Raw genomic sequence first — 20,096 nt, forward strand, 5'->3', positions numbered from 1 at the left:
GTGTCAGTGCTGGCCTCTTCGCGGGCAGAGGGCTCGCCGCCCGCCCCGCTCCCACAGTTGTGCAGGTCCTTGTGGGAGCGGGGCGGGCGGCGAGCCCTCTGCCCGCGAAGGGGCCTGCACTGACCTCCTCAAACCCCGGCGCGCGGCACCACGATGGTGTCTTCCGGATGCAGGCGCATCAGCATCGGCGAGCCGATCGGCGGCAGGCTCAGGTTGCCTTCGTGGTGGCTGGGCTGGCGCAGGCTGACGGTGGGCCCACCGTCCAGGTCGACGAAAACCTTCAGGCTTTCGCCCTGAAAGACGATGTCGGCGACCCGCCCGCTCAAGCGATTCCACTCAGGCCCGGCGCTGGCGCTGTCCAGCAGCAGCTTTTCCGCTTGCAGCGCCAGGAATACATCGCCCGTAGCGGGCACCGGACGCGTGGTGCGCAGGGCCGTGGAGCCCAGGGTCAAACCGTTGTTCGCGCTGCGTTGCAGCGGCACCAAGGTGCTTTCGCCGATGAAGCTGGCGACGAAGTCGTCCGAAGGGTGGTCGTGCAGGCGGCGTGGCGTGTCGACCTGAACCAGTTGCCCGCCGCGCATGATGGCGATGCGGTCGCTCATGGTCAGCGCTTCACGCTGGTCGTGGGTGACGTAGATCATGGTCGCGCCCAGGCGCTTGTGCAGGGCGCGCAGTTCGATCTGCATGGTCTCGCGCAGCTGCTTGTCCAGCGCCGACAGCGGCTCGTCCATGAGGATCAGCTTGGGTTCGAAAACGATGGCTCGGGCCAGCGCCACACGCTGACGCTGGCCGCCGGAAAGCGCGGCAATCGAGCGCTCTTCGTAGCCACTCAGTTCCACCGTCGCCAAGGCCTGTTTGACCCGCTCCCGGCTCTTGCCCGCGCTTTCGCCACGGGCACGCAACGGGAAGGCCACGTTCTCGCCAACGGTCATGTGCGGGAACAGCGCGTAATTCTGAAAGACCACGCCGATTTCACGTTTGTGCGGCGGCATCAGGGTGACGTTGCGCTCGCCGAACAGGATGTTGCCGGAGCTCACCCGTATGAAGCCACCCAGAATGCTCAGCAAGGTGGTCTTGCCCGAACCCGAGGGCCCCAGCAGCGACATGAATTCGCCGGCTTCCACCTTGAGATTGACCTTGTCCAGCGCCTTGAGGCTGCCGTAGTGCTTGCTGACCTGGTTGACGCTGACCGATTCGAAACCTTCAGTGAAATTCATCTGTGGTGCTCCAGGAGATCAAGAATGTCGTTTCGGGAAGATGTCAGGGGTGGCCTCTTCGCGGGCAGAGACCCGCTCCCACAAGGCGTGCACACAACCCTGTGGGAGCGGGTCTCTGCCCGCGAATGAGGCCCGCCATGACCCCGCGCCTTCAACCCAACCCACCGATGTGCCAGGCCTTCACTTCGAGAAATTCATCCAGGCCGTACTTGGATCCCTCGCGGCCGGTGCCCGATTGCTTCACGCCGCCGAAGGGCGCCACTTCCATGGAGATGATCCCGGTGTTCAAGCCGACCATGCCGAACTCCAGACGCTCGCCCACGCGCCAGGCGCGGCGCATGTCCTGGGTGAAGTAGTAGGCACCCAGGCCATAGGGCGTGGCATTGGCCAGCGCCAGCGCTTCGTCCTCGGTGTGGAAGCGAAACAGCGGCGCCACGGGGCCGAAGGTTTCCTCGCTGGCCAGCAGCATGTCGGCGTTGGCGTCCAGCAACACCGTGGGCTGCACGTACAGGCCATCGTTTTGCGGCAACCCACCAATGGCAACGGTAGCGCCTTTCTCCACGGCATCGCTGATGTGGCGGGCCACCTTGTCCACTGCCGCAGCGTTGATCAACGGGCCGATGGTCACACCCTCGGCCAGTCCGTGGCCGACTTTCAGCTCGGCCACCGCCGCCTTCAGGCGTTCGGCGAAACGTTGGTAGATGCCGTCCTGCACCAGAATGCGGTTGGCACACACGCAGGTCTGCCCGGCGTTGCGGAATTTGCTCTGCATGACGCCGGCAATGGCCAGGTCCAGGTCGGCGTCATCGAACACGATGAACGGCGCGTTGCCGCCCAGCTCCAGGCTCAGGCGCTTGATGGTCGTCGCGCATTGGCTCATCAACAGTTGGCCGACGCGGGTGGAACCGGTAAACGACAGTTTGCGCACGGCCGGATTGCTGGTCATCTCGCCGCCCACGCCTGCCGGCAGGCCGGTGAGCACGTTGAACACCCCGGCCGGAATGCCTGCGCGTTCGGCCAACACCGCCAGGGCCAGGGCCGACAGCGGGGTCATCTCCGACGGCTTGACCAGCACCGGGCAACCGGCTGCCAGGGCCGGTGCGCACTTGCGCGTGATCATGGCGTTGGGGAAATTCCACGGGGTGATCGCCGCGACCACGCCGATCGGTTGCTTGAGTACCAGAATGCGGCGGTCGGCGGCGGGTGAAGGAATGGTGTCGCCATAGATGCGCCGCGCTTCCTCGGCGAACCATTTGACGAAGCTCGCGCCGTAGGCAATTTCACCGCGCGACTCGCCCAGGGGTTTGCCCTGTTCGGCGGTCATGATCAAGGCCAGGTCTTCCTGGTTGTCCAGGATCAGTTGGTACCACTTCTCCAGCAATTTGGCGCGCTCGGCCGCAGGCACTTCGCGCCAGGTGACGAAACAGGCCTCGGCGGCGGCAATGGCGCGCCGGGTTTCGGCCGCCTGCAAGGCCGGTACGTTGGCGATCACGCTGCCATCGGCAGGATTGGTCACGGCAAGGGTGGCGCCGTCATCGGCGGTGATCCACTGGCCATTGGCGTAGGCGCGCTCGACGAGCAGGGAAGGGTCACGCAGTGAATGCTTCAACATGATCAAGGTGCCTTTGCAGTCCGAACGATGGACCTAGTGTAGAAATGTCCACGCAGCGGGCGATGCCGAGATGGGGCACGCGACGCGGCGCGGATGCTGAATTGCGGTGGAGTGGCGGCAGGCTGTGCTGGGGGGTGTTACCCCTGCTTGTTGCGCCCGGCCACCACCACCAGAATCAGCGACGCCAGAATCAGGATCGAACTGATCGCCGCAATCGTCGGGTCGATTTCGTCGCGCAGTGCAGTGAACATGCGCTTGGTCAGGGTCTGGTTGTCACCCCCGGAAATGAACAGCGCTACCACCGTCTCATCCAGCGAAGTGATGAACGCGAACAGGGTTGCCGAGACCACGCTGGGCTTGATCTGCGGCAAGGTCACCGCCATGAACGCGCGAAAGCGGTTCATGCCCAGGCTGCGCGCGACCATCTCCTGCGACATGTCGAAATTGCGCAGCCCGGCGAGCAGGGCAATGATCACGTAGGGCAGGGCCAGCATGATATGCGCCAGTACCAGGCCGGTCAGCGAGCTGATCAGCCCCACCCGCGCGTAGACGAAGAACACCCCCGCCGCGATCAGGATGATCGGCACCATCATGGGCAGCAGCAACACGATCTGCAGGGTGCGGATGACCTTCAGGCTCGAGTTGTTGATGGCGTAGGCCGCGGCCATGCCGATGGGCAGGCTCACTGCAGTGGTCACTACGGCGGTGATCAGGCTGACCCGCGCCGCCGACATCCATTCGGCGCTGTGGAAGAAGGCTTCATACCAGCGCAGCGACCACTCCTTGGGTGGGAACTGCAGGAAGCGCGCCTCGGAGAACGACATCGGCACCACGATCAGCACCGGGATGATCAGGTACAGCAGAATCGCCGCAACCAGCACGGTGAACAGCACATGCGACAGGCGTAGCTGGCGCAGGTAGGCAAGCGTATTCATCAGCGTGCTCCCAGGATGCGTTCGATGGGGATGAAGCGGTTGATGCCCCAGAAGATCAGGAACACCACGAACAGCAGCACCAGGCCCACCGCACTGGCGGCGCCCCAGGCGTGATAAAGCTCGACGTTGCGCTGCACCAGCATCGACACCAGGATGGTGCGACCGCCGCCCAGCAGTTCAGGGGTGATGAAGAAGCCCAGGCAGATCACGAAAACCAGGATGGAACCGGCCATCACACCCGGCGCCGCCATCGGCAGAAACACCCGGCGAAAGGTGTAGAAGGGTTTGGCGCCCAGGCTTTCGGAAGCCTGCATCAGGTCCTGGGGAATCTTCTTCATCACCGAATACAGCGGCAGCACCATGAACGGCAACATCACGTGCAGAGTGCCGATCACCGTGCCGGTGGTGTTGTGCATCATGTTCAGCGGTTGGTCGATGATGCCCATGTCCAGCAGCGTCTGGTTGACCACCCCGCGCCGCTGCAGCAACACCAGCCAGGCGTAGGAGCGCACCAGCACGCTGGTCCAGAATGGCAGGATCACGCAGATCAGAATCAGGTTGGCCCAGAAGCCCTGCAGGCGCGAGGCTGCGTAGGCTATCGGGAAGCCCATGACGATGGACAGCAGGGTCACGATCAGGCTGATCTTGAACGTCAGGTAGAACGTATCCCAGTAGATGCGTTCTTCGAAGATGCGCGCGTAGTTGGCCAGCGAAAAGCCGTCTTCGGTCTGTACCGACTGGAACGCCAGCCAGCACATCGGCAGGATCAACAGCACTACCACCATGAACAGCGCCGGGGCGAGCAGCAGCAACATCGAGGTATTCTCCCGACGTTCCTCGCGCGCCAGGGCTTCGGCATTGCTTGCAGGCGGTTCGCTGTGGGCGTCAGGCATGGATTTGGCGAGATAGGCGTTGGACATGGAACGATTCCTCACGGCCGAGCGCCGGTGAACCAGCGCAAGCAGCTTGTTGTTGGTCGGTCATGGCGACCCTCAAGGTTCAATGTACCGACTCAGCCAAGAACGAAACGGGCTTAAAAGGCCTGCGCCGGAGTGGTTTGTTTCGTATTGAGGGTGGGCGACAGCAGCAACTGCGTCGGCCCCTTCGCGGGCAGAGACCCGCTCCCACAAAGGCAGCGCTGAAGTGCTCCACTTCAGGAGCAGGCTTCAGACGTGCTTCTGTGGGAGCGGGGCTCTGCCCGCGAAGAGGCCCGCCCTGGCACGCCTACTTTTTCTGCACAAAGGCCAGCCAGCGCTCTTCGGCCTTCACCCCTTCCTGCGACGCCCACCACTTGGCCGACAGCAGCGCCTGACGCGAGATGTTTTCAGGCGAAGACGGCAGCTTGGTCGCACGTTCGGCAGGAATGGTGCCGGTCTTGAACGCCTCGGGATTCAGCGGGCCGTAGTCGATGATCATCGGCAGCGCAGCCTGCAGCTTGGCGTCGATGGCCTCGTTGACGAACTTCATCGCTGCCGTCCGGTGCGCCGTACCCTTGAGCACGCACAGCGAGTTGGTTTCCAGCACGCCTTGGTTGTAGTCGAAGGCTACCGGCGCACCGTCGGCCTGCACCGCCGTGATGCGACCGTTCCAGGCCTGGATCATGTCCACCTCGCCATCACTGATCAACTGCGCCGACTGCCCGCCGGAGGTCCACCAGGTGGCAATGTGCGGCTTGATTTCCTCGAGCTTCTTGAAGGCCCGCTCCACGTCCAGCGGGTACAGCTTGTCAGGCGCCACGCCGTCGGCCATCAAGGCAATCTCGAGGGTGGGGCGCGGCAGGTTGCGCAGCGAGCGCTGCCCCGGAAATTTCTTCGTGTCCCAGAAATCCGCCCAGGTCCTGGGCACGTTGTCACCCTTGAAGGCATCGGTGCGATAGGCCAGCACGGTGGAGTAGCTGATGTAGCCGACGGTGTAGTCGTCCTTGAGCGCCGCCGGAAGCTGCGCAGCGTTCGGCACCAGGGCTGGGTCGAGCTTTTCGAACAGGCCCTCGGCCTCACCGCGCAGGCAATCGCCGGTGGGCAGGTCGACCACGTCCCAACTGACCTTGCCGCTTTCGACCTGGGTCTTGATGATCGGGTAGGCCTTGGGCGAGCTGTCCTGCTTGAGGGTCAGGCCGAGCTTCTTGGCCGCCGGTTCGAGGATGGCCTTGCTCTGTGCCTCCTGGTAGGCACCGCCCTGCGAAACGAACGTGATGTCCTCGGCCCAGGCCTGCCCGAAGGCGCCGACCAGCAGTGCAAGGCTTGCGAACTTGAATGCGCGCAGTGGCGTCGGTGTCATGTACGGGACTCCTGAAGGTTGGCAGGTGGGAGGCGAGCTGGTTGTTGTCGCTCGGTCGTTCTGCTGGACCGCTGCTGTCCAATCTACCGCCAGGGGCTGCGCGCAAGCGGCCACAAATCGGCGCCGTCGAAGCGTTTTATTGCGAAAACACCGAGTGGCGCAGCAGGAACTGTTTTGCCCACAGGAAGCTATCGAGATGAGTGAAGAGCGCGCTCCCCGCGCAGGGATTTTTTGCACTCTGCAGATCAGGCCGGGTCTGCTCTTAACCTGCCCCTACAGAAGGTCTTCGTCATGATCATCGTTCACCACCTGAACAATTCACGCTCGCAACGCATCATCTGGCTGCTGGAAGAGCTCGGCGTGCCTTACGAGATCAAGCGTTATGAACGCGACACCAAGACCAATCTCGCGCCCGCCGAGCTCAAGGCCGTCCATCCATTGGGTAAATCGCCGATGATCCAGGATGGTCCGCACACCATCATCGAGTCCGGCGCCATCGTCGATTATTTAATCCGTCGTCACGGCCATGGCGCTCTCCAGCCTGATCCGGCCAGCGCCACCTACGACGAATACGTGCAGTGGCTGCACTTCGCCGAAGGCTCGGCGATGCTGCCGCTGATGCTCAATCTGTACGTCGGCCGTCTGGGCGAAGCCGGCGCGCCGCTGCATCCGCGCATCGAATCCGAACTGGATAACTACTTGGGCTACCTGAATACCGCCCTCAGCCTGACGCCTTACCTGGTGGGTGAAGAACTGACCGGCGCCGACGTGCAGATGAGCTTCGTCGGCGAGTTGGCCAAAGCCCAGGGCAAGCTGGACGCCTATCCGCACCTGTCGGCCTGGGTCGAACGCCTGCAGGCGCGTCCGGCTTATCAGAAAGCGATCGAGCAGGGCGGCGAGTACAAGTTCGCCAAGTGAACACGCGACGCGCCTCAGACCGGTAGCAGTTTCTTGCAACCGTCCTTGCGCGTCGGGTACTGCGCGCACTTGCGTGCCAGTAGCTTGACCTGTGCGTCGTCCTTGAGCCGTTGGTTGGCGGCCAGCTTCTCGGTGATGAAAAGCTCTTCGGAGCCCAGTGTCCTTTCCGCTTGGGCGATCAGTGCCAAGGCTGCGCGTGGATCGTCGTTGCGCAGATGGTGAGCGATCATCAAGTCGTACAGCTCAGGGCTGGCCAGTGACCAGTCTTTGATCGACTGCAACTCGCTCAGCGCTTCGCGGCGTTTGCCCTGCGCCATGTCGACACTGAAGGCTGCTCGGCGGATGCCGGGCTGGTCGCGTACCGCAGACGTCAGCGCCCGGTCGCTGAACAGCTGCGCTTCGCGCAGTTTCTTTTGTTCAAGTGCCACGGTCGCCGCATAGGCGTCCTTGTAGGCTTGCAGCGACGGTGCGACCGCGCCAGAGGCCCGCAATCGCTGCCAGTCATCGGCATTGACCGGCGCACGTCGTTGCCCATCGTACTGGCGTTGCAGGTACTGGCGCAGTTCGGTATCGCGGTCCAGCGGCGACATGTGCGAGCGCTGGAAATACTGGCCTGCGGCAGTGATGCCGGTGGCCAGCCCTTGATTCAAGGTGACTTCCACCTCCTTGACCAAGCGATCGACCTGCAGGTTCTGCAACGACGCCTGCATGGCTTCCTTTCGCTGCGTGGCAAAGCTGCCGAGCAAGGACTTCTGCTTGCCCTGGAAATCGCTCAGGCGCTGCAGGCTGTGGCTGGCGGCGCGCGGAGCATAGCCGGCCTTGATCATCAAGTCGGCACCCAGCAGATCGGCCTGGTCCTCTTGGCTGCGGCCCCAGGCCGTGCTCCAGATGTTTTCCGAGAAGCTGTTCACCAAGGCCGTATACAGCACCGTATTGCCCACGGTTTTCTGCATGCCCTGCGGGTCCTTGCTGATGAACTTCAAGCTGCCCGAGCTACGGTTCACTCCGGTGTCAGCGATCATGGTCGCGAGCACCACCGAGGTTGCCACGTTGCTCAGCACAGCATTCTGCTGCTGGAACGCTGCCCGTCGATCATGATGGTGCAGCAGTACGTGGCTCATTTCGTGCCCCAGCATCGCCGCGATCTCGTCCTCGCTCTGGACGTTGTCGAGCATGCCCAAGGGGACGAACAGATTGCCGTACGGGTCGGCCGATGGCCCGAAACCGTAGCTGTCGATGACCTTCACCTGCAGAGCGGGCAACTCGCCTGGCCAACCTTTGCCGAGCCTGCCGACGATGCCTTGCAGGTACGTCTGCAAAGGTGGAATGAGCACCACATTGTGCTGGCGAATTTCCCCGGCCGGGACCGCCATGCCGTCATAGCTCAGGCGCTGTGCGCTGACCCGTTGCGGGTCGAGCCTGTAATACTGGCGTACATCCGCCGTGTCCAGATAGCGTCCTTTGACCTGGGATTGGGTAGAAGGCCCTACCAGGTTCATGAATGCAGCATCTGCGCCCTTGAGCGTGCCGCAACCACCGAGCAGCAGGCAGGCCAAGGCGCAAAGGCTGGTGTGCAAGGCCCGGTCCCTCACGGTCCCGGCGCTCATGGTTTGCTGCAGCCTGAACCGAAGCCGATGGTCGAGGCGTTCCGGGTGTCGGCCTTCTGGCTGATGGGCAGGCTTTCGCAAGGCGTGGTAACGATCTTGCCTTCGCTCAAACGCAGGTCCATGGTGTCCAGCCAGACTTTGCGTCCGCCAAGCTCGACCTGTACCTGATCCAGATTCGGGTGGGCGGTCAACACCTGCAACGGCGGCTTGGGTGCATCCTTCACAGGCAACCTGCCCTGAGATTTGCCATGCTCGTCGAGCAATGTCAGCGGATCGGCTTCATAGGCGTCGACGGTGGTGGCCAACACACTCGGGCTGCACAGCGCTGCCAACAGCAAAAACGTGATTCGGGTCATCCTTGAGTTCCTTCTACAAGTGAAATACGAGCGCGCCTGCGCTGGGCGAAATAACGCACGAGCGATCGCCATCGCCGCTTGGCAAACCGGCTGATCGGCGCTGAAATGATTGAAACCGACAACACGGCAATGGCCAGGACATTGGCCGGGCTGATGTTGTTTTGCCACAGTCCCCAGCACAGCACGGCCAGTGCTACCTGGACGATGGCCCAACTGAACAGGGGGGCGCGCCACGCTTTGGCGCGACGATGGCGGCGCCGTCGATACCAGGCACGCAGACCGACGATGACGATAACGAAACCCAATTGCACCAGGTCCAGCCAACTGATCGATAGCCAGAAATAACTGTCCGGATCGCGTTGATACGCATCGTGGTAGGTCACCAGGTTGTCCAGCGCCATGGCGTGCAGGTACACCCCTGGCAGCAGGCCGTGCACCGGCGTTTGGGTAAGGTCGCCGGCCGAGGTGATCTGAGCCCCCACCAGCACCAGTTTGTCGCTGAGCAACTGCCGCAAGAGCGCACGGTCCTCGGGCGAATTGGCTTCCAGGGCGCTGGCCTTGAGGGTGAGGGTATAGGCACAAGTGGCCTGGCCGCTGTCGCCGAACTTCCAGAAGATCGCCTGCCATAACTGGGCATACCAGGCATTGCCCGCTACCGAGCATTCCGCCACCGAGGTGGCCAGCGATTGCAGGGGTGACAGTGTCCTTCCCCAGCGCAGCGCGATGGGTGCGCGTTGCGCTGCCTGGGCCGCATCGACAGGCAGCCCGGTACATTCGCGGTCGCGACAAAACTCGCGGTACAGGCCCAGCGCTGGCGTTTCGATCAGCCCCTGCGACGTCTCGACGGCCAACGGGTATCGGTCGCCGACATCGCTCCACTTCACCAGTGCACGACGGCTCATCTGGTCCAGCGGCGCCAAAGCGTTGGCCTGACCGTTGACACCGCGAGTGTCGCCGGTGTTGGCCAACAGAAGCGAGATGCCCTGTTCTCGATAGCGCTCGAAGACATTGACCAGCAGTTGGCTGCCGTTGTCGGCATCATTGAGTGAGTGGTCGTGGCTGTACATCAAGTCCACGAAGACCGCCCGCGGTTTGTACGCCAACAGACGCCTGAACAGCTGGCTTTGCTGCGCATAGGGCAGGGGCCAGAAGGTGGCGTTGCGCATGAGGTAGGCGTCGTCGATCAGCACGACGACCACCTGCTGCTGCCCGGTGTCCGGGTAGCTGCTGGCGGCGATGCGATTGATCCACTGCGAAGACGCAGCGTCACTGGAGCTGGAAAGCCCGAAGGGGTCCAGCAGTGCGATGCAGCCTATGAACAGGCCGAGCAGCACCTGCCCCAGCCAGAATCGAAAATAGTTAGCCTTCATCCGTGGCCTGATCAGCGAATCCCTGTGTGTCGGCTTTGTAAAGGAATTGGACAGATGATGTCAAGGCAATGGCAGGCTGAGCCGCGTAGCGACGAGTACGCCACCAAGAAGTTTCGCGAGGCCAACCCCAAGACCTACCGCGTGTTCGTCAAGGCCCTGGCTGAAGCTGCCGACTTCGTCTAGACGGAGTTGAGGGCAGAGCAGTCAAGACACGGAAGCGGCAAACGGCTCGATCAGCGGTTGCTGGCGGTGCTCTGCCTGCCATAGATCCCAGTCAGCCTGAATGGCCAGCCAGGTACGTGCTTTGCCGATTCCAGCACGCTCCAGGCGAACGGCCAGGTCCGGGCTGATGGGGGCATGACCGTGCAAGATCCGTGAAAGGGTTTCCCGGGCATAGCCCAAGCGCCGGGCGAACTCCGCGATCTTGATGTCCAGGGCCGGAAGTACATCTTCCAGCAACGCTTCGCCGGGATGAGGAGGGTTGTGCATAGGCATGGCGCAGTCATCCTTAGTGATAGTCGAGGTAATCGAGCAGTTCGACGTTGCCGTCCTCGAAGCGAAAGATCAGCCGCCAGTTGCCGCTCACCGTTACCGACCAATACGTCACGAGATCACCCTTGAGTGGATATAGCCTCCACCCAGGCATGTCAACATCGCCAGCATCAATGGCGCGCTCCAGAATCGGCAAGATGCGAGCAAGGCGTTTGGCATGATCAGCGCAGATACCCTTGGTTGATCCGGTTTCGAAGAAAGCCTTCAGGCCCTTGTGTTGAAAGCTTTTTATCATGCTTATTCCGTGATGTAAACGATCACGCTTCCTGCGTATCGGCATCTCAGAGTAACGACATTGTGAGAGGTCTTCGAACACCCGGCTGTTTCCAAATGTGGTCTGGAGCCAAGCGCCCGGTACAAAAAAGCCCCGTCCATCACGGGCGGGGCCTGGGCCGATCGCGTTGCGATTTACTTCTTCTCGGGCGCCTTGATCTCGTCCGGTACGTCCGAGGACAGCGCCTGGTGGCGGTCTTCGGTGACGCGCTTTTCGCGGGCCTTGTCGTGTTCTTCGGCGGCTTCGGCTTTTTCCTCGGCGGCTTGCGCAGGCTTGCCTTCGGCTTGCTTCTGGGCGGCGGCTTCGGTGTGCTCGTTGGCTTTCTGCACATGGTCTTCGGACGTCTTGTCACAGGCCGCCAGGCCCAGGGCGGAAATCATCAGCAGAGCGAGGGAAAGTTTCTTAGGCATGGAGGTGCAACCATTGTTCGGAGTGAACCCCTTAGAAACCGGCGCACGGCGATTGGTTCACCGCCAATCCCGTGCGCGACGCTCTGCCGCAGGCGCTCAGCTCACGTTCAAACGGTCGAGCAGGCTGTACCAGGCCACGCCTGCGCCGATGTAAAAGCGTTGCAGGCCATGCATGGGCAGCTTCTGCAGAGGGCTCACTGGGTAGGCAAATTCGGCACGGCTGTCGCACAGGCTGGCAGCCAGTTGTTGCCCCAGGCTGGTACACAGGGCGATGCCGCGGCCGTTGCAACCCAGTGCCAGGGTCAGGCCCGGCGCAGGTTGGTGCACGTGGGGCATGAAGTCCCGGGTGATGGCGATGCGTCCGGCCCAGCGGTACTCGAAATCCAGCTTGCCCAGCTGCGGGAAGAGCAACGCCAGCGAGCGTTCCAGATGGGCAAAATCCTGAGGTGCGCCGGGGTCGCTGAAGGTGCCGCGGCCGCCCATCAGCAACCGCCCGTGGCTGTCCTTGCGAAAGTACAGCAGCAGCCGCTGCGCCGTGGACACGGTCTCCTGCCCGGGCAGAATGCTCTGTGCCGCCGCCCCCTGCAGCGGCCGGGTCGCAACGATGAAGCTGTTCGCCGCCAGGACGCTCTGCGCCATGCCCGGCCACAGGCCATCGCTGTAACCGTTGGTGGCGAGCACCACCTGGGTTGCGTTGATCTGGGCGCCATTGGCCGTCTGCACCTGCCAGCCTGACCCCACTGGCTGCAACCCGGTCACCGGGCTCTGCCCATGGACACTGGCGCCAGCCGCTTGCGCCGCAGTGACCAGCCCGCGGGCATAGGCCAGGGGCTGGATGGCGCCGGCGCGGCCATCCAGCCAACCGCCGGCGAACGCCTGGCTGCCCATGCGCGCAGCGACCTCGCCAGCATCCAGGCGCTGCACCGGCACCCCGCGTTTCTCCCACTGCGCGGCGCGAGCGTGCAGGCCAGCCACACCCTTGTGCGAATAGGACACCTGCATCCAGCCCTTGCGCACCGCTGCACACTCTATGCCGTGGCGCTTGATCAGGTCGAACACCAGGTCGGCCGAGCGCGACACGGTGTCGATCAACGGCTCGGCGATGGCTGCGCCGTACAGCCGCACCAGTTCGTCCGGGTCATGCTTCAAGGTCGGGTTGACCTGCCCCCCGTTGCGCCCCGAAGCGCCCCAGCCCGGCTCCCGCGCCTCCAGCACGCACACGCTGACGCCACGCTCGGCCAGGTGCAGTGCAGTGGAAAGGCCGGTGTACCCGGCGCCGACGATCACCACATCGTACGTACCCGACTCGCGCAATGGCGGGGTGACCCGCGCAGGCGGCGCGGTCGCCGCCCACAGTGAAGGCACATCGATCATGGCTGGCTCCGGGTGCTGGTGGTCGGGTGCAAGACCCGGCGCAGGAAATCCTGGGTGCGCGGGTGCTGCGGATTGCCCAGCACCTCTTCGGCCGGTCCGGTCTCCACCAGATAACCCCCGTGCAGGAAGCACACGCGGTCGGCGACCTCGCGAGCAAAGCCCATTTCGTGAGTGACGACGATCATGGTCATGCCTTCGTCTGCCAGGGTGCGCATCACCTGCAGCACATCGCCCACCAGCTCCGGGTCCAGCGCCGACGTCGGTTCATCGAACAGCATGGCCTCAGGCTTCATTGCCAGTGCGCGAGCGATGGCCACACGCTGCTGCTGGCCACCGGACAACTGCTCCGGGTAGGCATCGGCCTTTTCCGCCAGGCCGACCTTGTCGAGCAACGCCAGTGCCTCGCTGCGCACCTGCGCGGCCGGTTCGCCCTTGACGTACAGCGGCCCCTCCATCACGTTCTCCAGCACCGTGCGATGGGGGAACAGATTGAAGCGCTGGAACACCATGCCCATGCGGCTGCGCAGGGTGTGCACCGTCTTGCTGCCGCGCTGCACGGTTTCACCGAAGGCCTGGATCGAGCCACCTTCATAGGTTTCCAGCGCATTGATGCAGCGCAGCAACGTCGATTTGCCCGAACCCGACGGGCCGATCAGGCACACCACTTCGCCTTTCTGCACCTCGAGATCGACCCCGTGCAACACGCGGTGGTCGCCATAGTTCTTCTGCAACTGGCTGATCTTGATCATGCCTTCTTCCTCCGGCTCAGACGCTGCTCCATGCGCCGCAACCCGTACACCAGCGGCAGGCTCATCAGCAGATACAGCAAGGCCACCAAGGTGTAGACGGTCATGTTCTGGAAGGTCGACGAGGCAATCAACTGGCCCTGGCGGGTCATCTCGGCCACGGTAATGGTCGACACCAGCGAGGAGTCCTTGAGCATCATCACCAACGTATTGCCGTAGGGCGGCAGCGCGATACGAAACGCCTGCGGCAGAATCACCCGGCGCATCATCATGAACGAGCGCATGCCCAGCGCTTCCGACGCTTCGCGCTGACCCTGGTCGACGGCAATGATGCCGGTGCGAAAATTTTCCGCCTGGTAAGCGGAGTAAGCGATGCCCATGCCGATCACGCCGGCCTGGAAGGCGGTCAGATGAATGCCCATCTCCGGCAGCACGAAATAGATATAGAACAGCTGCACGATGATCGGCAGCCCGCGGATCACGTTGATCACCGTGCTCGCCGCCCACGACAGCGCGCGGATCGGCGACAGCTTGAGCAGCGCCAGCACCAGCCCGAGCACGCTGCTGAGCAGAAACGACAGCACCGTGATCTGGATGGTCACCCACGCACCCTGAAGCAGAATCGGCAGGAAGTCCTGCGCGTTCTGCAAGAATTCAGCAAGCTTCATGGTCGCTCCTCAGCCTACACGCCCCACTTCTGCACGATGCCTTGCAGCGTGCCGTTGGCCTTGATGGTGTCGATGGCCTTGTTCAGGCGCTCCAGGGTTTCGCTGTCACCCTTGCGCACCACGAAGCACACATCGCCGACTTTGGCCGGCGTGTAGTCGGCAGCCAGCTTCACCCCTTTGAAGGTGTTCTGACGAATCTGGTAGGCCACGATCGGCTGGTCGGCCACGGCGGCCTTGATGCGACCCAGGGACAGGTCACGGACCATCTCGGCAATCGAATCGTAGGTGCGTACTTCCTTGAAGATGCCCATTTTGTTGACTAGGTCGTAGAAGGCGGTGCCCGCCTGGGCGCCGATCACTTCACCCTTCAACGCATTGAGGTCGGGGTAGGCGGTGTTGTCGTCGGCACTGACGATCAGGCCTTCGCCGTAGGAATAGACCGGCGTGCTGAAGTCCACCACCTTGGCGCGCTCTTCGGTCTTGAGCATGCCCGCCGAAATGAAGTCCAGCTTGCCCGACGTCAGCGACGGGATCAGCGCCGCGAAATTGGTCTGTTCCATCTGCGTGCCGAAGCCACCCGCCTCGCCGACTGCTTTGGCGATGTCGACCATCATCCCCTGAATGCTGTTGCTCTTGATGTCCAGAAAGGTGAAGGGCGAACCCGTGGCGGTTGCACCAACCTTGTACATCGGTGCCTCGGCAGCGTGCACCAGGGAGGCACCGAGCGTCATGCAGATACCGAGCGCGAAACGGCGAAACAGAGGGGAAAGGCTGTTCATCGGGTCACTCCAGAAGGAATCGGAAGGTGGGTACCGCCATGCGGTCCTGAGGAAGGTCGCAAGCTCTGTGCCATTCCAGGTCTTTGCTATCAATTTACGCAGCTGAAAAATCGTTTAACGGAGTTTTCGTATCGATATACGATTTTCAGGCCCGTTATTTGCTGTTGATTAGCTGTAGTCCGGGTTCAATCGCTGGTCATTTCCTTGAGGCCCTCATGTCCGAAGATCGCAACAGCCTGTTCAACCAGTCCCTGGAAAAAGGCCTGGCCGTACTGCGTACATTCAGCGCCAAGCGCCGCAGCATGAGCCTTGCAGAGATCGCCGAAGCCGCCCACATGACTAAAAGCTCGGCCCAGCGCATGGTGTTCACCCTGGAAAGCCTCGGTTACCTTCGGAAACACTCGCGCACCCGGCATTACCAGTTGACCCCACATGTGCTGGAACTGGGCTTCAGCTATCTGGACGCTCACTCGCTGATCGAGGTGGGCAACCCGTTTCTCGCCGAACTCACCCGGCTGACCGGCGAGACCGCCTGCCTGACCGAGCCCACCGGTGTGGAAATGACCTACATCGCGCGCTTCGTCAGCGCCCGCTTCGTACCCGTGCACATGCCCATCGGCAGCCGCGTGCCGATGTACTGCACCGGCTCCGGTCGTGCCTACCTCAGCGCCCTGCCACCCACCGAGGCCCTGGCCCTGGTGCAAAGCAGCGCACGCGTCGCGCACACCCCGCACACCCACACCGACGTGGACGAGATCATGGCCTCGCTGCAAACCGTGCGCGAATGCGGCTACGCGGTGAACACCCAGGAACTGTTCCTCGGCGACATGACCATCGCCGCCCCCGTCATCGGCGGCAACGGCCGCCCCGTGGCCGCCGTCCACGTGGTCGCCCCCACCAGCCGCTGGACTCGCGCCGACGCCGAAAGCCAGCTGGTGCCGGCGTTGATGCAGTGTGTGCAGGTGTTGAGCAATTCGGCGCGGAGTTTGGGGTAGGAGAAAATTGAGGCTCCAGCCTAGTATTGTGATATCGCCAAATTGGCGATACTGAACCTTATACTCATTGGATCGGGATAGTCGCGGTTTAGCTGTCTCACTGGAGGAGTGGAAGCAATGGCATCGATGAAACGCCCCCGCCTGCGGGCTGTGCAGGCACATCCAGGCGCCATACTTGATCTGACGTTTACCAGCGGTCAGCAATTGCGCCTCAACATGCATGACGATTTGAAAAGGTACCCTGGCCTGCGCTCACTGACCAAAGGCAAAGCCTTTGAAGGCGCCGTGATGGGCGACGCAGGTTGGACGGTCGAATGGCCTGCGCTCGATATTCAGATTGGCGCCGACACGCTGTTTCTGGACGCGCTGGCGCAATCGGCGCTGGACGAAAATACGCGCCTCTTCATCCAGTGGCGATTGAAGCACCGTCTTACACTGGATCAGGCTGCCGAGGCTCTAGGCGTTAGCGCTCGCAGCATCAGCCGATACAGCAGTGGCCGAGAGGCAGTGCCGCGGACCTTGGCGCTAGCGTGCCTAGGGTGGGAAACGCTGGATCATCCGGATGCGGCTTGAAGTGTAGGTCTTCTTTCAGGACTTGGGATGTTCAGCTTGTTCCAACGCGATCTCATAGCGCGTACTCCTACCCCCACCTGGCAATCGTTGCAGCAGGCCCTTTTCCAATAGATCGGCGAGGTGGCGTGTGGCGGTGGCCTTGCTGACCTTCGCTACCGCTTGATACTGCGCGGCGCTGATCCCTTCTTCGAATCCCTTGGCGCCACCATCGAGCAGGCGATTGATCACTTTCAGCTGCTCCTTCGATAACGGCAGCGCACGGTGCGCCTGCCAGAAGCGCGCCTTGTTCAGCACTCGATCGATGTTCGTGATCGCTGCGGTAATTGCTGCGAGCAACGTCTGAAGAAACCACACCAGCCACGGCGTGACGTCCATGTCGGCTTTCTGCGTTTGTTCCAGAACCGAGTAGTAACCCACCCGGTTGTCCAGAATGCTGGCTGACATCGCGTAGAAACGCACCGCTTGGTGGTCACCCTGGGCAAGCGCCAGGTCGGTGAGCGCGCGGGTCAAACGACCGTTGCCGTCGTCGAAGGGGTGCAGAGTCACGAACCACAGGTGAGCGAGACCCGCGCGCAACAGGGGATCCAGCGTGGTCGACGCCACGTTGAACCAGTCAACGAACGTTTCAAGCTGCTGTTCCAGCCCGTGCCTAGATGGGGCTTCGAAGTGCACCGTTGGCCGATCCAGCGGGCCCGACACCACCTGCATTGGCTCATTGCCACGCAGCTCACCCACACGCACCGGCGTGTGCAGCTGACTCGAATCGTCCGCTGGAAACAGCAGCGAATGCCACTGCAGCAAGCGCTCTACGCTCAAAGGTTGAGCGTGATTGCACGTTGCATCGACCATCAATTGCGCCAGACCCTCGCTGCGCGAAGTTCTCTGCGCCTCTTTGGGCTCGTGTACACCCAAGCGGCGAGCCAGGGAAGATCGAACCGAACCGGCATTGAGTGCCTCACCCTCGATTGCCGAGGACGTGATGATGTTCTGCAGCAGCGTATCGAGCATGCCCTGTCGGCTGCTCTCATCACCCACGGCGCCAAGCCTGCCCAATAGCCGCCCTTGCTCGCTTGTACATCGACGCAGCAGGTCAGCCAGCTTGTCGGCTTGCCAGGAGAATTGCGGCCATTGAGGTTGCTGCCAGATCCACTGGGGCATGAGCATTCCTCGCCTTGATGAGCCGATTGGGGATCTTATTCGGCTCATATTGTGAGCCGAATGTTGAGTGTATTCGGCTCACGCTGGATATCAAGGGCCGTTTTAGATGCTTATGATACGGGCCAATCACGGCTCGTTTTTAGAGCACCTGACGAATCCGCTCGCCCGCCCACTCCAACCGTTCGCAAAACGGCCCGAGCAGGCAACGCATCTTGTCGGCATCCAGCGCCGTGGGGTGGTCGGCACCCAGCAACTGCCCTGTCAACGCCAATGCATCGGTGACATCCACCACTTGCTGAATCGCAGGCTGGATACCTTCGAGCGCCTGACTGAGGGCATTCACCTAGCTTAGCCATTGTTGGAGCGTGGCTTGGGGAACTGGGTTGGGGATGTCCAGATGTTTGAGCATTGAGTCGTGCAGGTTAGTGAGGTTGGAGGAGGTGAGGGGGGTCAAGAGCAAAGGCTGCTACCCATGAAATGCAATAGATACTCGGCTTGATGTTCTGTACGCGTGAAAACTCTTGTCGGAGCTGACCATCAAAGTCGCAAACTATCTGGGTGTTACCTGTTCAAGAGAGAGTCACCTGGCGGTGTGTGTATTCGCTGTCGCGGCTATACAGTAAGTTAGAAAAATTTCTCATGAGCTACGGCGAGGCGCTTTAGTAGTATGATGACCATAATATGGAGCAGCCAGATCAAAGGAGTTGTCGTGCAAGCCATTAGCGATAAGATTCGTCACTACCGAAAAACCTTTCGTCCGCCAGTTTTCTACGCCATGGGAAGCTTGGTACTATGGCTCTCACTGGTGCTCGTAGCGCTAATCCTTTCGCTAGTTCTCAGTGATCTTTATATCAGGCTTGCGGGCAATACCTTCTTACTCAGTTCCCATTCTCAATTTTCACTACTCTTAGCAGAGCTGCCTGCACTATTGGGGCTTGGGCAGGCTTATTACCTAGGCAGGGCGCGCCGGTATAGGCTATACAATCCCAATGCCATATCATTCGGCTTCCGGCGATCCTTTTCGAATCTTACAAATGAAAAAACGGCTTATCTGAAGAAGATTTTTCGTATCGAAGATGATTTGATGAGATTGGCCGCTGAACTGGTCGATGAATGGGAGTGGCGCGAGAAAATCAAGCTTCGGTGTAAAGAAACCTGGCTGATACGTGCCTCTGGTTTTTTTAGGCTTCCTTCAGCGTCTAACTTTGCAGCTTATGTCACTGGTATCCTTGCGGTAGTGGCAGGTATAGTCATTGCAACGATGACGCCCGATGCCGTGTTTGGTTCTATCAATGACTATGTTGATATCGCTTTGGCGATGACTGAGCTGTTTTGGCTGGTTATAATTATTACCGTTTGTGTGTTGCCCTGCGCAGTCATTCTTGGCTCGCTGAAGTTAGTTGGCGATGTATTGCTGGAGTCCATAAATGATCAGTACCTTAGTAATACAGCCTTCTATAGGTTTGTTGCGGAAGTCTTGGAGTTGCACGATCTGGGCGACCGCCTATTGCTTCGAAAAACGGTAGGGTGGGCATATTGGAGCGTGCGGGTCCTCGTCTCACCAATACATGAATTGCCCAAAATTCGTCGGGGTATTCGACGCGCGAAGCGGCTTCATCGGCCCCGCTATACGCATCACCTACAGTAGAAATAGCGAATTTAGCGCGCCATCCGGAAGGATTGTTCTGTTAGTTTTGAAAGCTACAGCGGGCGCCCGGTTGGCTCCAATGCACAGCCTGCGTTGGTCCAACACAGGCTAGTGAAAAGGTCATGTAGGTTTGAGACTGTCTAATGCCTAGCCCACATGCACGACGTCGCTTGAAACGTCCGTTAAAGATTATTTTCCCTATCCAACCTGCGGATCCGGACATCAATGCAAATCAAGGTGGCATACTTATGTGCCTACCTGTGGGAGGTGCATTGAATGGACGAAAGCAAGATTGACCAGTGGAGTGACGAATACGTTCTCAATCGTCATCTGACGCCTTTACTTGAGCACTACGATGTCAAATGGCGTGGACATGGCCGCCTCTATGTCGACTACCAACGCCACAATATCGAAACGGCGCAACGCATTGTTACCGATTTGAGCATCGCTTTGGGTGTATCGACATCGGCGGTAGGGTTCAGGCTGATGCAGTTGAACTGGCTCAAAGACGTTCGGCGCGCCTCCCACGCTTCCACGCATGGGAGCAACCCCGGAACTGGTTGGCACGTCGGTCACGGGACTACCCGTATAGTGACGTTTGCATGATGAGTGATGGGTGGCGCAGCC

23 protein-coding genes are annotated in these 20,096 nt (G+C 61.2%); 6 read left to right on the forward strand and 17 right to left on the reverse strand.

What is annotated here, in order from left to right; translation table 11 throughout:
• Positions 1-128: 128 nt before the first annotated feature.
• From H7993_RS14875 to H7993_RS14895, 5 genes are all read right to left on the reverse strand, one after another.
• Complete coding sequence (locus tag H7993_RS14875; protein ID WP_185794850.1) at positions 129-1,217, reverse strand: ABC transporter ATP-binding protein; 1,089 nt, start codon at positions 1,215-1,217, stop codon at positions 129-131.
• A gap of 151 nt (positions 1,218-1,368) precedes the next feature.
• The gene (locus H7993_RS14880) at positions 1,369-2,829 is read right to left on the reverse strand and encodes an NAD-dependent succinate-semialdehyde dehydrogenase (protein ID WP_185794851.1); all 1,461 of its coding nucleotides are present in this window, start codon (positions 2,827-2,829) and stop codon (positions 1,369-1,371) included.
• 137 nt (positions 2,830-2,966) lie between these two features.
• Complete coding sequence (locus H7993_RS14885) at positions 2,967-3,764, reverse strand: ABC transporter permease (protein ID WP_122480602.1); 798 nt, start codon at positions 3,762-3,764, stop codon at positions 2,967-2,969.
• On the reverse strand, positions 3,764-4,684 hold the full coding sequence (locus tag H7993_RS14890; RefSeq protein WP_122480601.1) for an ABC transporter permease: 921 nt from the start codon (positions 4,682-4,684) through the stop codon (positions 3,764-3,766). Before H7993_RS14890 ends, H7993_RS14885 begins: the two co-directional genes overlap by 1 nt.
• Before the next feature lie 304 nt (positions 4,685-4,988).
• On the reverse strand, positions 4,989-6,041 hold the full coding sequence (locus H7993_RS14895; RefSeq protein WP_122480600.1) for an ABC transporter substrate-binding protein: 1,053 nt from the start codon (positions 6,039-6,041) through the stop codon (positions 4,989-4,991).
• A 291-nt stretch (positions 6,042-6,332) separates the two neighbouring features.
• On the opposite strand from H7993_RS14895, the gene H7993_RS14900 reads away from it, so the two are divergent.
• Complete coding sequence (locus H7993_RS14900; RefSeq protein WP_185794852.1) at positions 6,333-6,959, forward strand: glutathione S-transferase family protein; 627 nt, start codon at positions 6,333-6,335, stop codon at positions 6,957-6,959.
• Positions 6,960-6,973: 14 nt separating this feature from the next.
• On the opposite strand, the gene H7993_RS14905 is transcribed toward H7993_RS14900, so the two are convergent.
• Genes H7993_RS14905 through H7993_RS14915 form a run of 3 tightly spaced genes read right to left on the reverse strand, consistent with a single transcriptional unit; the run spans position 6,974 to position 10,292 of the window.
• Positions 6,974-8,566 (reverse strand): M48 family metallopeptidase, encoded by a 1,593-nt coding sequence (locus H7993_RS14905; protein ID WP_185794853.1) that lies wholly within the window; start codon positions 8,564-8,566, stop codon positions 6,974-6,976.
• A complete protein-coding gene (locus H7993_RS14910) occupies positions 8,563-8,922 on the reverse strand; it encodes a hypothetical protein (RefSeq protein WP_185794854.1) in 360 nt (119 codons plus the stop codon). The genes H7993_RS14905 and H7993_RS14910 overlap by 4 nt, the downstream gene beginning before the upstream one ends.
• The gene (locus H7993_RS14915) at positions 8,919-10,292 is read right to left on the reverse strand and encodes a CHASE2 domain-containing protein (protein ID WP_185794855.1); all 1,374 of its coding nucleotides are present in this window, start codon (positions 10,290-10,292) and stop codon (positions 8,919-8,921) included. The genes H7993_RS14910 and H7993_RS14915 overlap by 4 nt, the downstream gene beginning before the upstream one ends.
• A gap of 54 nt (positions 10,293-10,346) precedes the next feature.
• On the opposite strand from H7993_RS14915, the gene H7993_RS20830 reads away from it, so the two are divergent.
• The gene (locus H7993_RS20830; RefSeq protein ID WP_280517420.1) at positions 10,347-10,475 is read left to right on the forward strand and encodes a hypothetical protein; all 129 of its coding nucleotides are present in this window, start codon (positions 10,347-10,349) and stop codon (positions 10,473-10,475) included.
• 21 nt (positions 10,476-10,496) lie between these two features.
• Here the strand turns inward: H7993_RS20830 and H7993_RS14920 are convergent, their stop codons facing one another.
• The 7 genes from H7993_RS14920 to H7993_RS14950 form a co-directional block, all read right to left on the reverse strand.
• Entirely contained in the window at positions 10,497-10,787 is a 291-nt protein-coding gene (locus H7993_RS14920) for a HigA family addiction module antitoxin (RefSeq protein WP_122480595.1), read from the reverse strand.
• A 13-nt stretch (positions 10,788-10,800) separates the two neighbouring features.
• Positions 10,801-11,079, reverse strand: coding sequence for a type II toxin-antitoxin system RelE/ParE family toxin (locus H7993_RS14925; protein ID WP_185794856.1), 279 nt, complete (start codon positions 11,077-11,079; stop codon positions 10,801-10,803).
• A 173-nt stretch (positions 11,080-11,252) separates the two neighbouring features.
• Positions 11,253-11,528: a hypothetical protein gene (locus H7993_RS14930; RefSeq protein ID WP_122480593.1), complete on the reverse strand. Its 276-nt coding sequence runs from the start codon at positions 11,526-11,528 to the stop codon at positions 11,253-11,255.
• Between the two features lie 96 nt (positions 11,529-11,624).
• Positions 11,625-12,893, reverse strand: a complete 1,269-nt coding sequence (locus H7993_RS14935) for an NAD(P)/FAD-dependent oxidoreductase (RefSeq protein WP_342345052.1) — start codon at positions 12,891-12,893, stop codon at positions 11,625-11,627.
• A gap of 5 nt (positions 12,894-12,898) precedes the next feature.
• Entirely contained in the window at positions 12,899-13,651 is a 753-nt protein-coding gene (locus H7993_RS14940; RefSeq protein WP_185794858.1) for an amino acid ABC transporter ATP-binding protein, read from the reverse strand.
• Complete coding sequence (gene ehuD / locus H7993_RS14945) at positions 13,648-14,316, reverse strand: ectoine/hydroxyectoine ABC transporter permease subunit EhuD (RefSeq protein WP_122480590.1); 669 nt, start codon at positions 14,314-14,316, stop codon at positions 13,648-13,650. Before ehuD ends, H7993_RS14940 begins: the two co-directional genes overlap by 4 nt.
• Positions 14,317-14,330: 14 nt before the next feature.
• Positions 14,331-15,095, reverse strand: a complete 765-nt coding sequence (locus tag H7993_RS14950) for an ABC transporter substrate-binding protein (RefSeq protein WP_122480589.1) — start codon at positions 15,093-15,095, stop codon at positions 14,331-14,333.
• A 215-nt stretch (positions 15,096-15,310) separates the two neighbouring features.
• Here H7993_RS14950 and H7993_RS14955 point away from each other — a divergent pair, with 215 nt between their 5' ends.
• Both H7993_RS14955 and H7993_RS14960 read left to right on the forward strand, forming a co-directional pair.
• Positions 15,311-16,090: an IclR family transcriptional regulator gene (locus H7993_RS14955; protein ID WP_122480588.1), complete on the forward strand. Its 780-nt coding sequence runs from the start codon at positions 15,311-15,313 to the stop codon at positions 16,088-16,090.
• Positions 16,091-16,207: 117 nt separating this feature from the next.
• Positions 16,208-16,663: a DUF2442 domain-containing protein gene (locus H7993_RS14960; RefSeq protein ID WP_185794859.1), complete on the forward strand. Its 456-nt coding sequence runs from the start codon at positions 16,208-16,210 to the stop codon at positions 16,661-16,663.
• A gap of 15 nt (positions 16,664-16,678) precedes the next feature.
• On the opposite strand, the gene H7993_RS14965 is transcribed toward H7993_RS14960, so the two are convergent.
• Together H7993_RS14965 and H7993_RS14970 are read right to left on the reverse strand one after the other, a co-directional pair.
• Positions 16,679-17,827, reverse strand: a complete 1,149-nt coding sequence (locus tag H7993_RS14965; RefSeq protein ID WP_185794860.1) for a Fic family protein — start codon at positions 17,825-17,827, stop codon at positions 16,679-16,681.
• A gap of 133 nt (positions 17,828-17,960) precedes the next feature.
• Positions 17,961-18,164 (reverse strand): hypothetical protein, encoded by a 204-nt coding sequence (locus H7993_RS14970; protein ID WP_185794861.1) that lies wholly within the window; start codon positions 18,162-18,164, stop codon positions 17,961-17,963.
• A 366-nt stretch (positions 18,165-18,530) separates the two neighbouring features.
• Between H7993_RS14970 and H7993_RS14975 the strand changes: the two genes are divergently transcribed.
• Positions 18,531-19,469 carry a hypothetical protein gene (locus tag H7993_RS14975; RefSeq protein WP_185794862.1) on the forward strand — a complete coding sequence of 313 codons (939 nt, stop codon included), beginning with the start codon at positions 18,531-18,533 and terminating at the stop codon, positions 19,467-19,469.
• Positions 19,470-19,745: 276 nt separating this feature from the next.
• A complete protein-coding gene (locus H7993_RS14980) occupies positions 19,746-20,075 on the forward strand; it encodes a hypothetical protein (protein WP_185794863.1) in 330 nt (109 codons plus the stop codon).
• Positions 20,076-20,096 lie beyond the last annotated feature (21 nt).

Origin of the sequence: Pseudomonas baltica, assembly GCF_014235765.1 — a bacterium.
GTDB lineage: Bacteria > Pseudomonadota > Gammaproteobacteria > Pseudomonadales > Pseudomonadaceae > Aquipseudomonas > Aquipseudomonas baltica.

Coding starts and splice junctions, on each gene's coding strand:
- H7993_RS14875 (WP_185794850.1), bottom strand. CDS start 1,217: ATGAATTTCACTGAAGGTTTCGAATCGGTCAGCGTCAACCAGGTCAGC.
- H7993_RS14880 (WP_185794851.1), bottom strand. CDS start 2,829: ATGTTGAAGCATTCACTGCGTGACCCTTCCCTGCTCGTCGAGCGCGCC.
- H7993_RS14885 (WP_122480602.1), bottom strand. CDS start 3,764: ATGAATACGCTTGCCTACCTGCGCCAGCTACGCCTGTCGCATGTGCTG.
- H7993_RS14890 (WP_122480601.1), bottom strand. CDS start 4,684: ATGTCCAACGCCTATCTCGCCAAATCCATGCCTGACGCCCACAGCGAA.
- H7993_RS14895 (WP_122480600.1), bottom strand. CDS start 6,041: ATGACACCGACGCCACTGCGCGCATTCAAGTTCGCAAGCCTTGCACTG.
- H7993_RS14900 (WP_185794852.1), top strand. CDS start 6,333: ATGATCATCGTTCACCACCTGAACAATTCACGCTCGCAACGCATCATC.
- H7993_RS14905 (WP_185794853.1), bottom strand. CDS start 8,566: ATGAGCGCCGGGACCGTGAGGGACCGGGCCTTGCACACCAGCCTTTGC.
- H7993_RS14910 (WP_185794854.1), bottom strand. CDS start 8,922: ATGACCCGAATCACGTTTTTGCTGTTGGCAGCGCTGTGCAGCCCGAGT.
- H7993_RS14915 (WP_185794855.1), bottom strand. CDS start 10,292: ATGAAGGCTAACTATTTTCGATTCTGGCTGGGGCAGGTGCTGCTCGGC.
- H7993_RS20830 (WP_280517420.1), top strand. CDS start 10,347: ATGATGTCAAGGCAATGGCAGGCTGAGCCGCGTAGCGACGAGTACGCC.
- H7993_RS14920 (WP_122480595.1), bottom strand. CDS start 10,787: ATGCCTATGCACAACCCTCCTCATCCCGGCGAAGCGTTGCTGGAAGAT.
- H7993_RS14925 (WP_185794856.1), bottom strand. CDS start 11,079: ATGATAAAAAGCTTTCAACACAAGGGCCTGAAGGCTTTCTTCGAAACC.
- H7993_RS14930 (WP_122480593.1), bottom strand. CDS start 11,528: ATGCCTAAGAAACTTTCCCTCGCTCTGCTGATGATTTCCGCCCTGGGC.
- H7993_RS14940 (WP_185794858.1), bottom strand. CDS start 13,651: ATGATCAAGATCAGCCAGTTGCAGAAGAACTATGGCGACCACCGCGTG.
- ehuD (WP_122480590.1), bottom strand. CDS start 14,316: ATGAAGCTTGCTGAATTCTTGCAGAACGCGCAGGACTTCCTGCCGATT.
- H7993_RS14950 (WP_122480589.1), bottom strand. CDS start 15,095: ATGAACAGCCTTTCCCCTCTGTTTCGCCGTTTCGCGCTCGGTATCTGC.
- H7993_RS14955 (WP_122480588.1), top strand. CDS start 15,311: ATGTCCGAAGATCGCAACAGCCTGTTCAACCAGTCCCTGGAAAAAGGC.
- H7993_RS14960 (WP_185794859.1), top strand. CDS start 16,208: ATGGCATCGATGAAACGCCCCCGCCTGCGGGCTGTGCAGGCACATCCA.
- H7993_RS14965 (WP_185794860.1), bottom strand. CDS start 17,827: ATGCTCATGCCCCAGTGGATCTGGCAGCAACCTCAATGGCCGCAATTC.
- H7993_RS14980 (WP_185794863.1), top strand. CDS start 19,746: ATGGACGAAAGCAAGATTGACCAGTGGAGTGACGAATACGTTCTCAAT.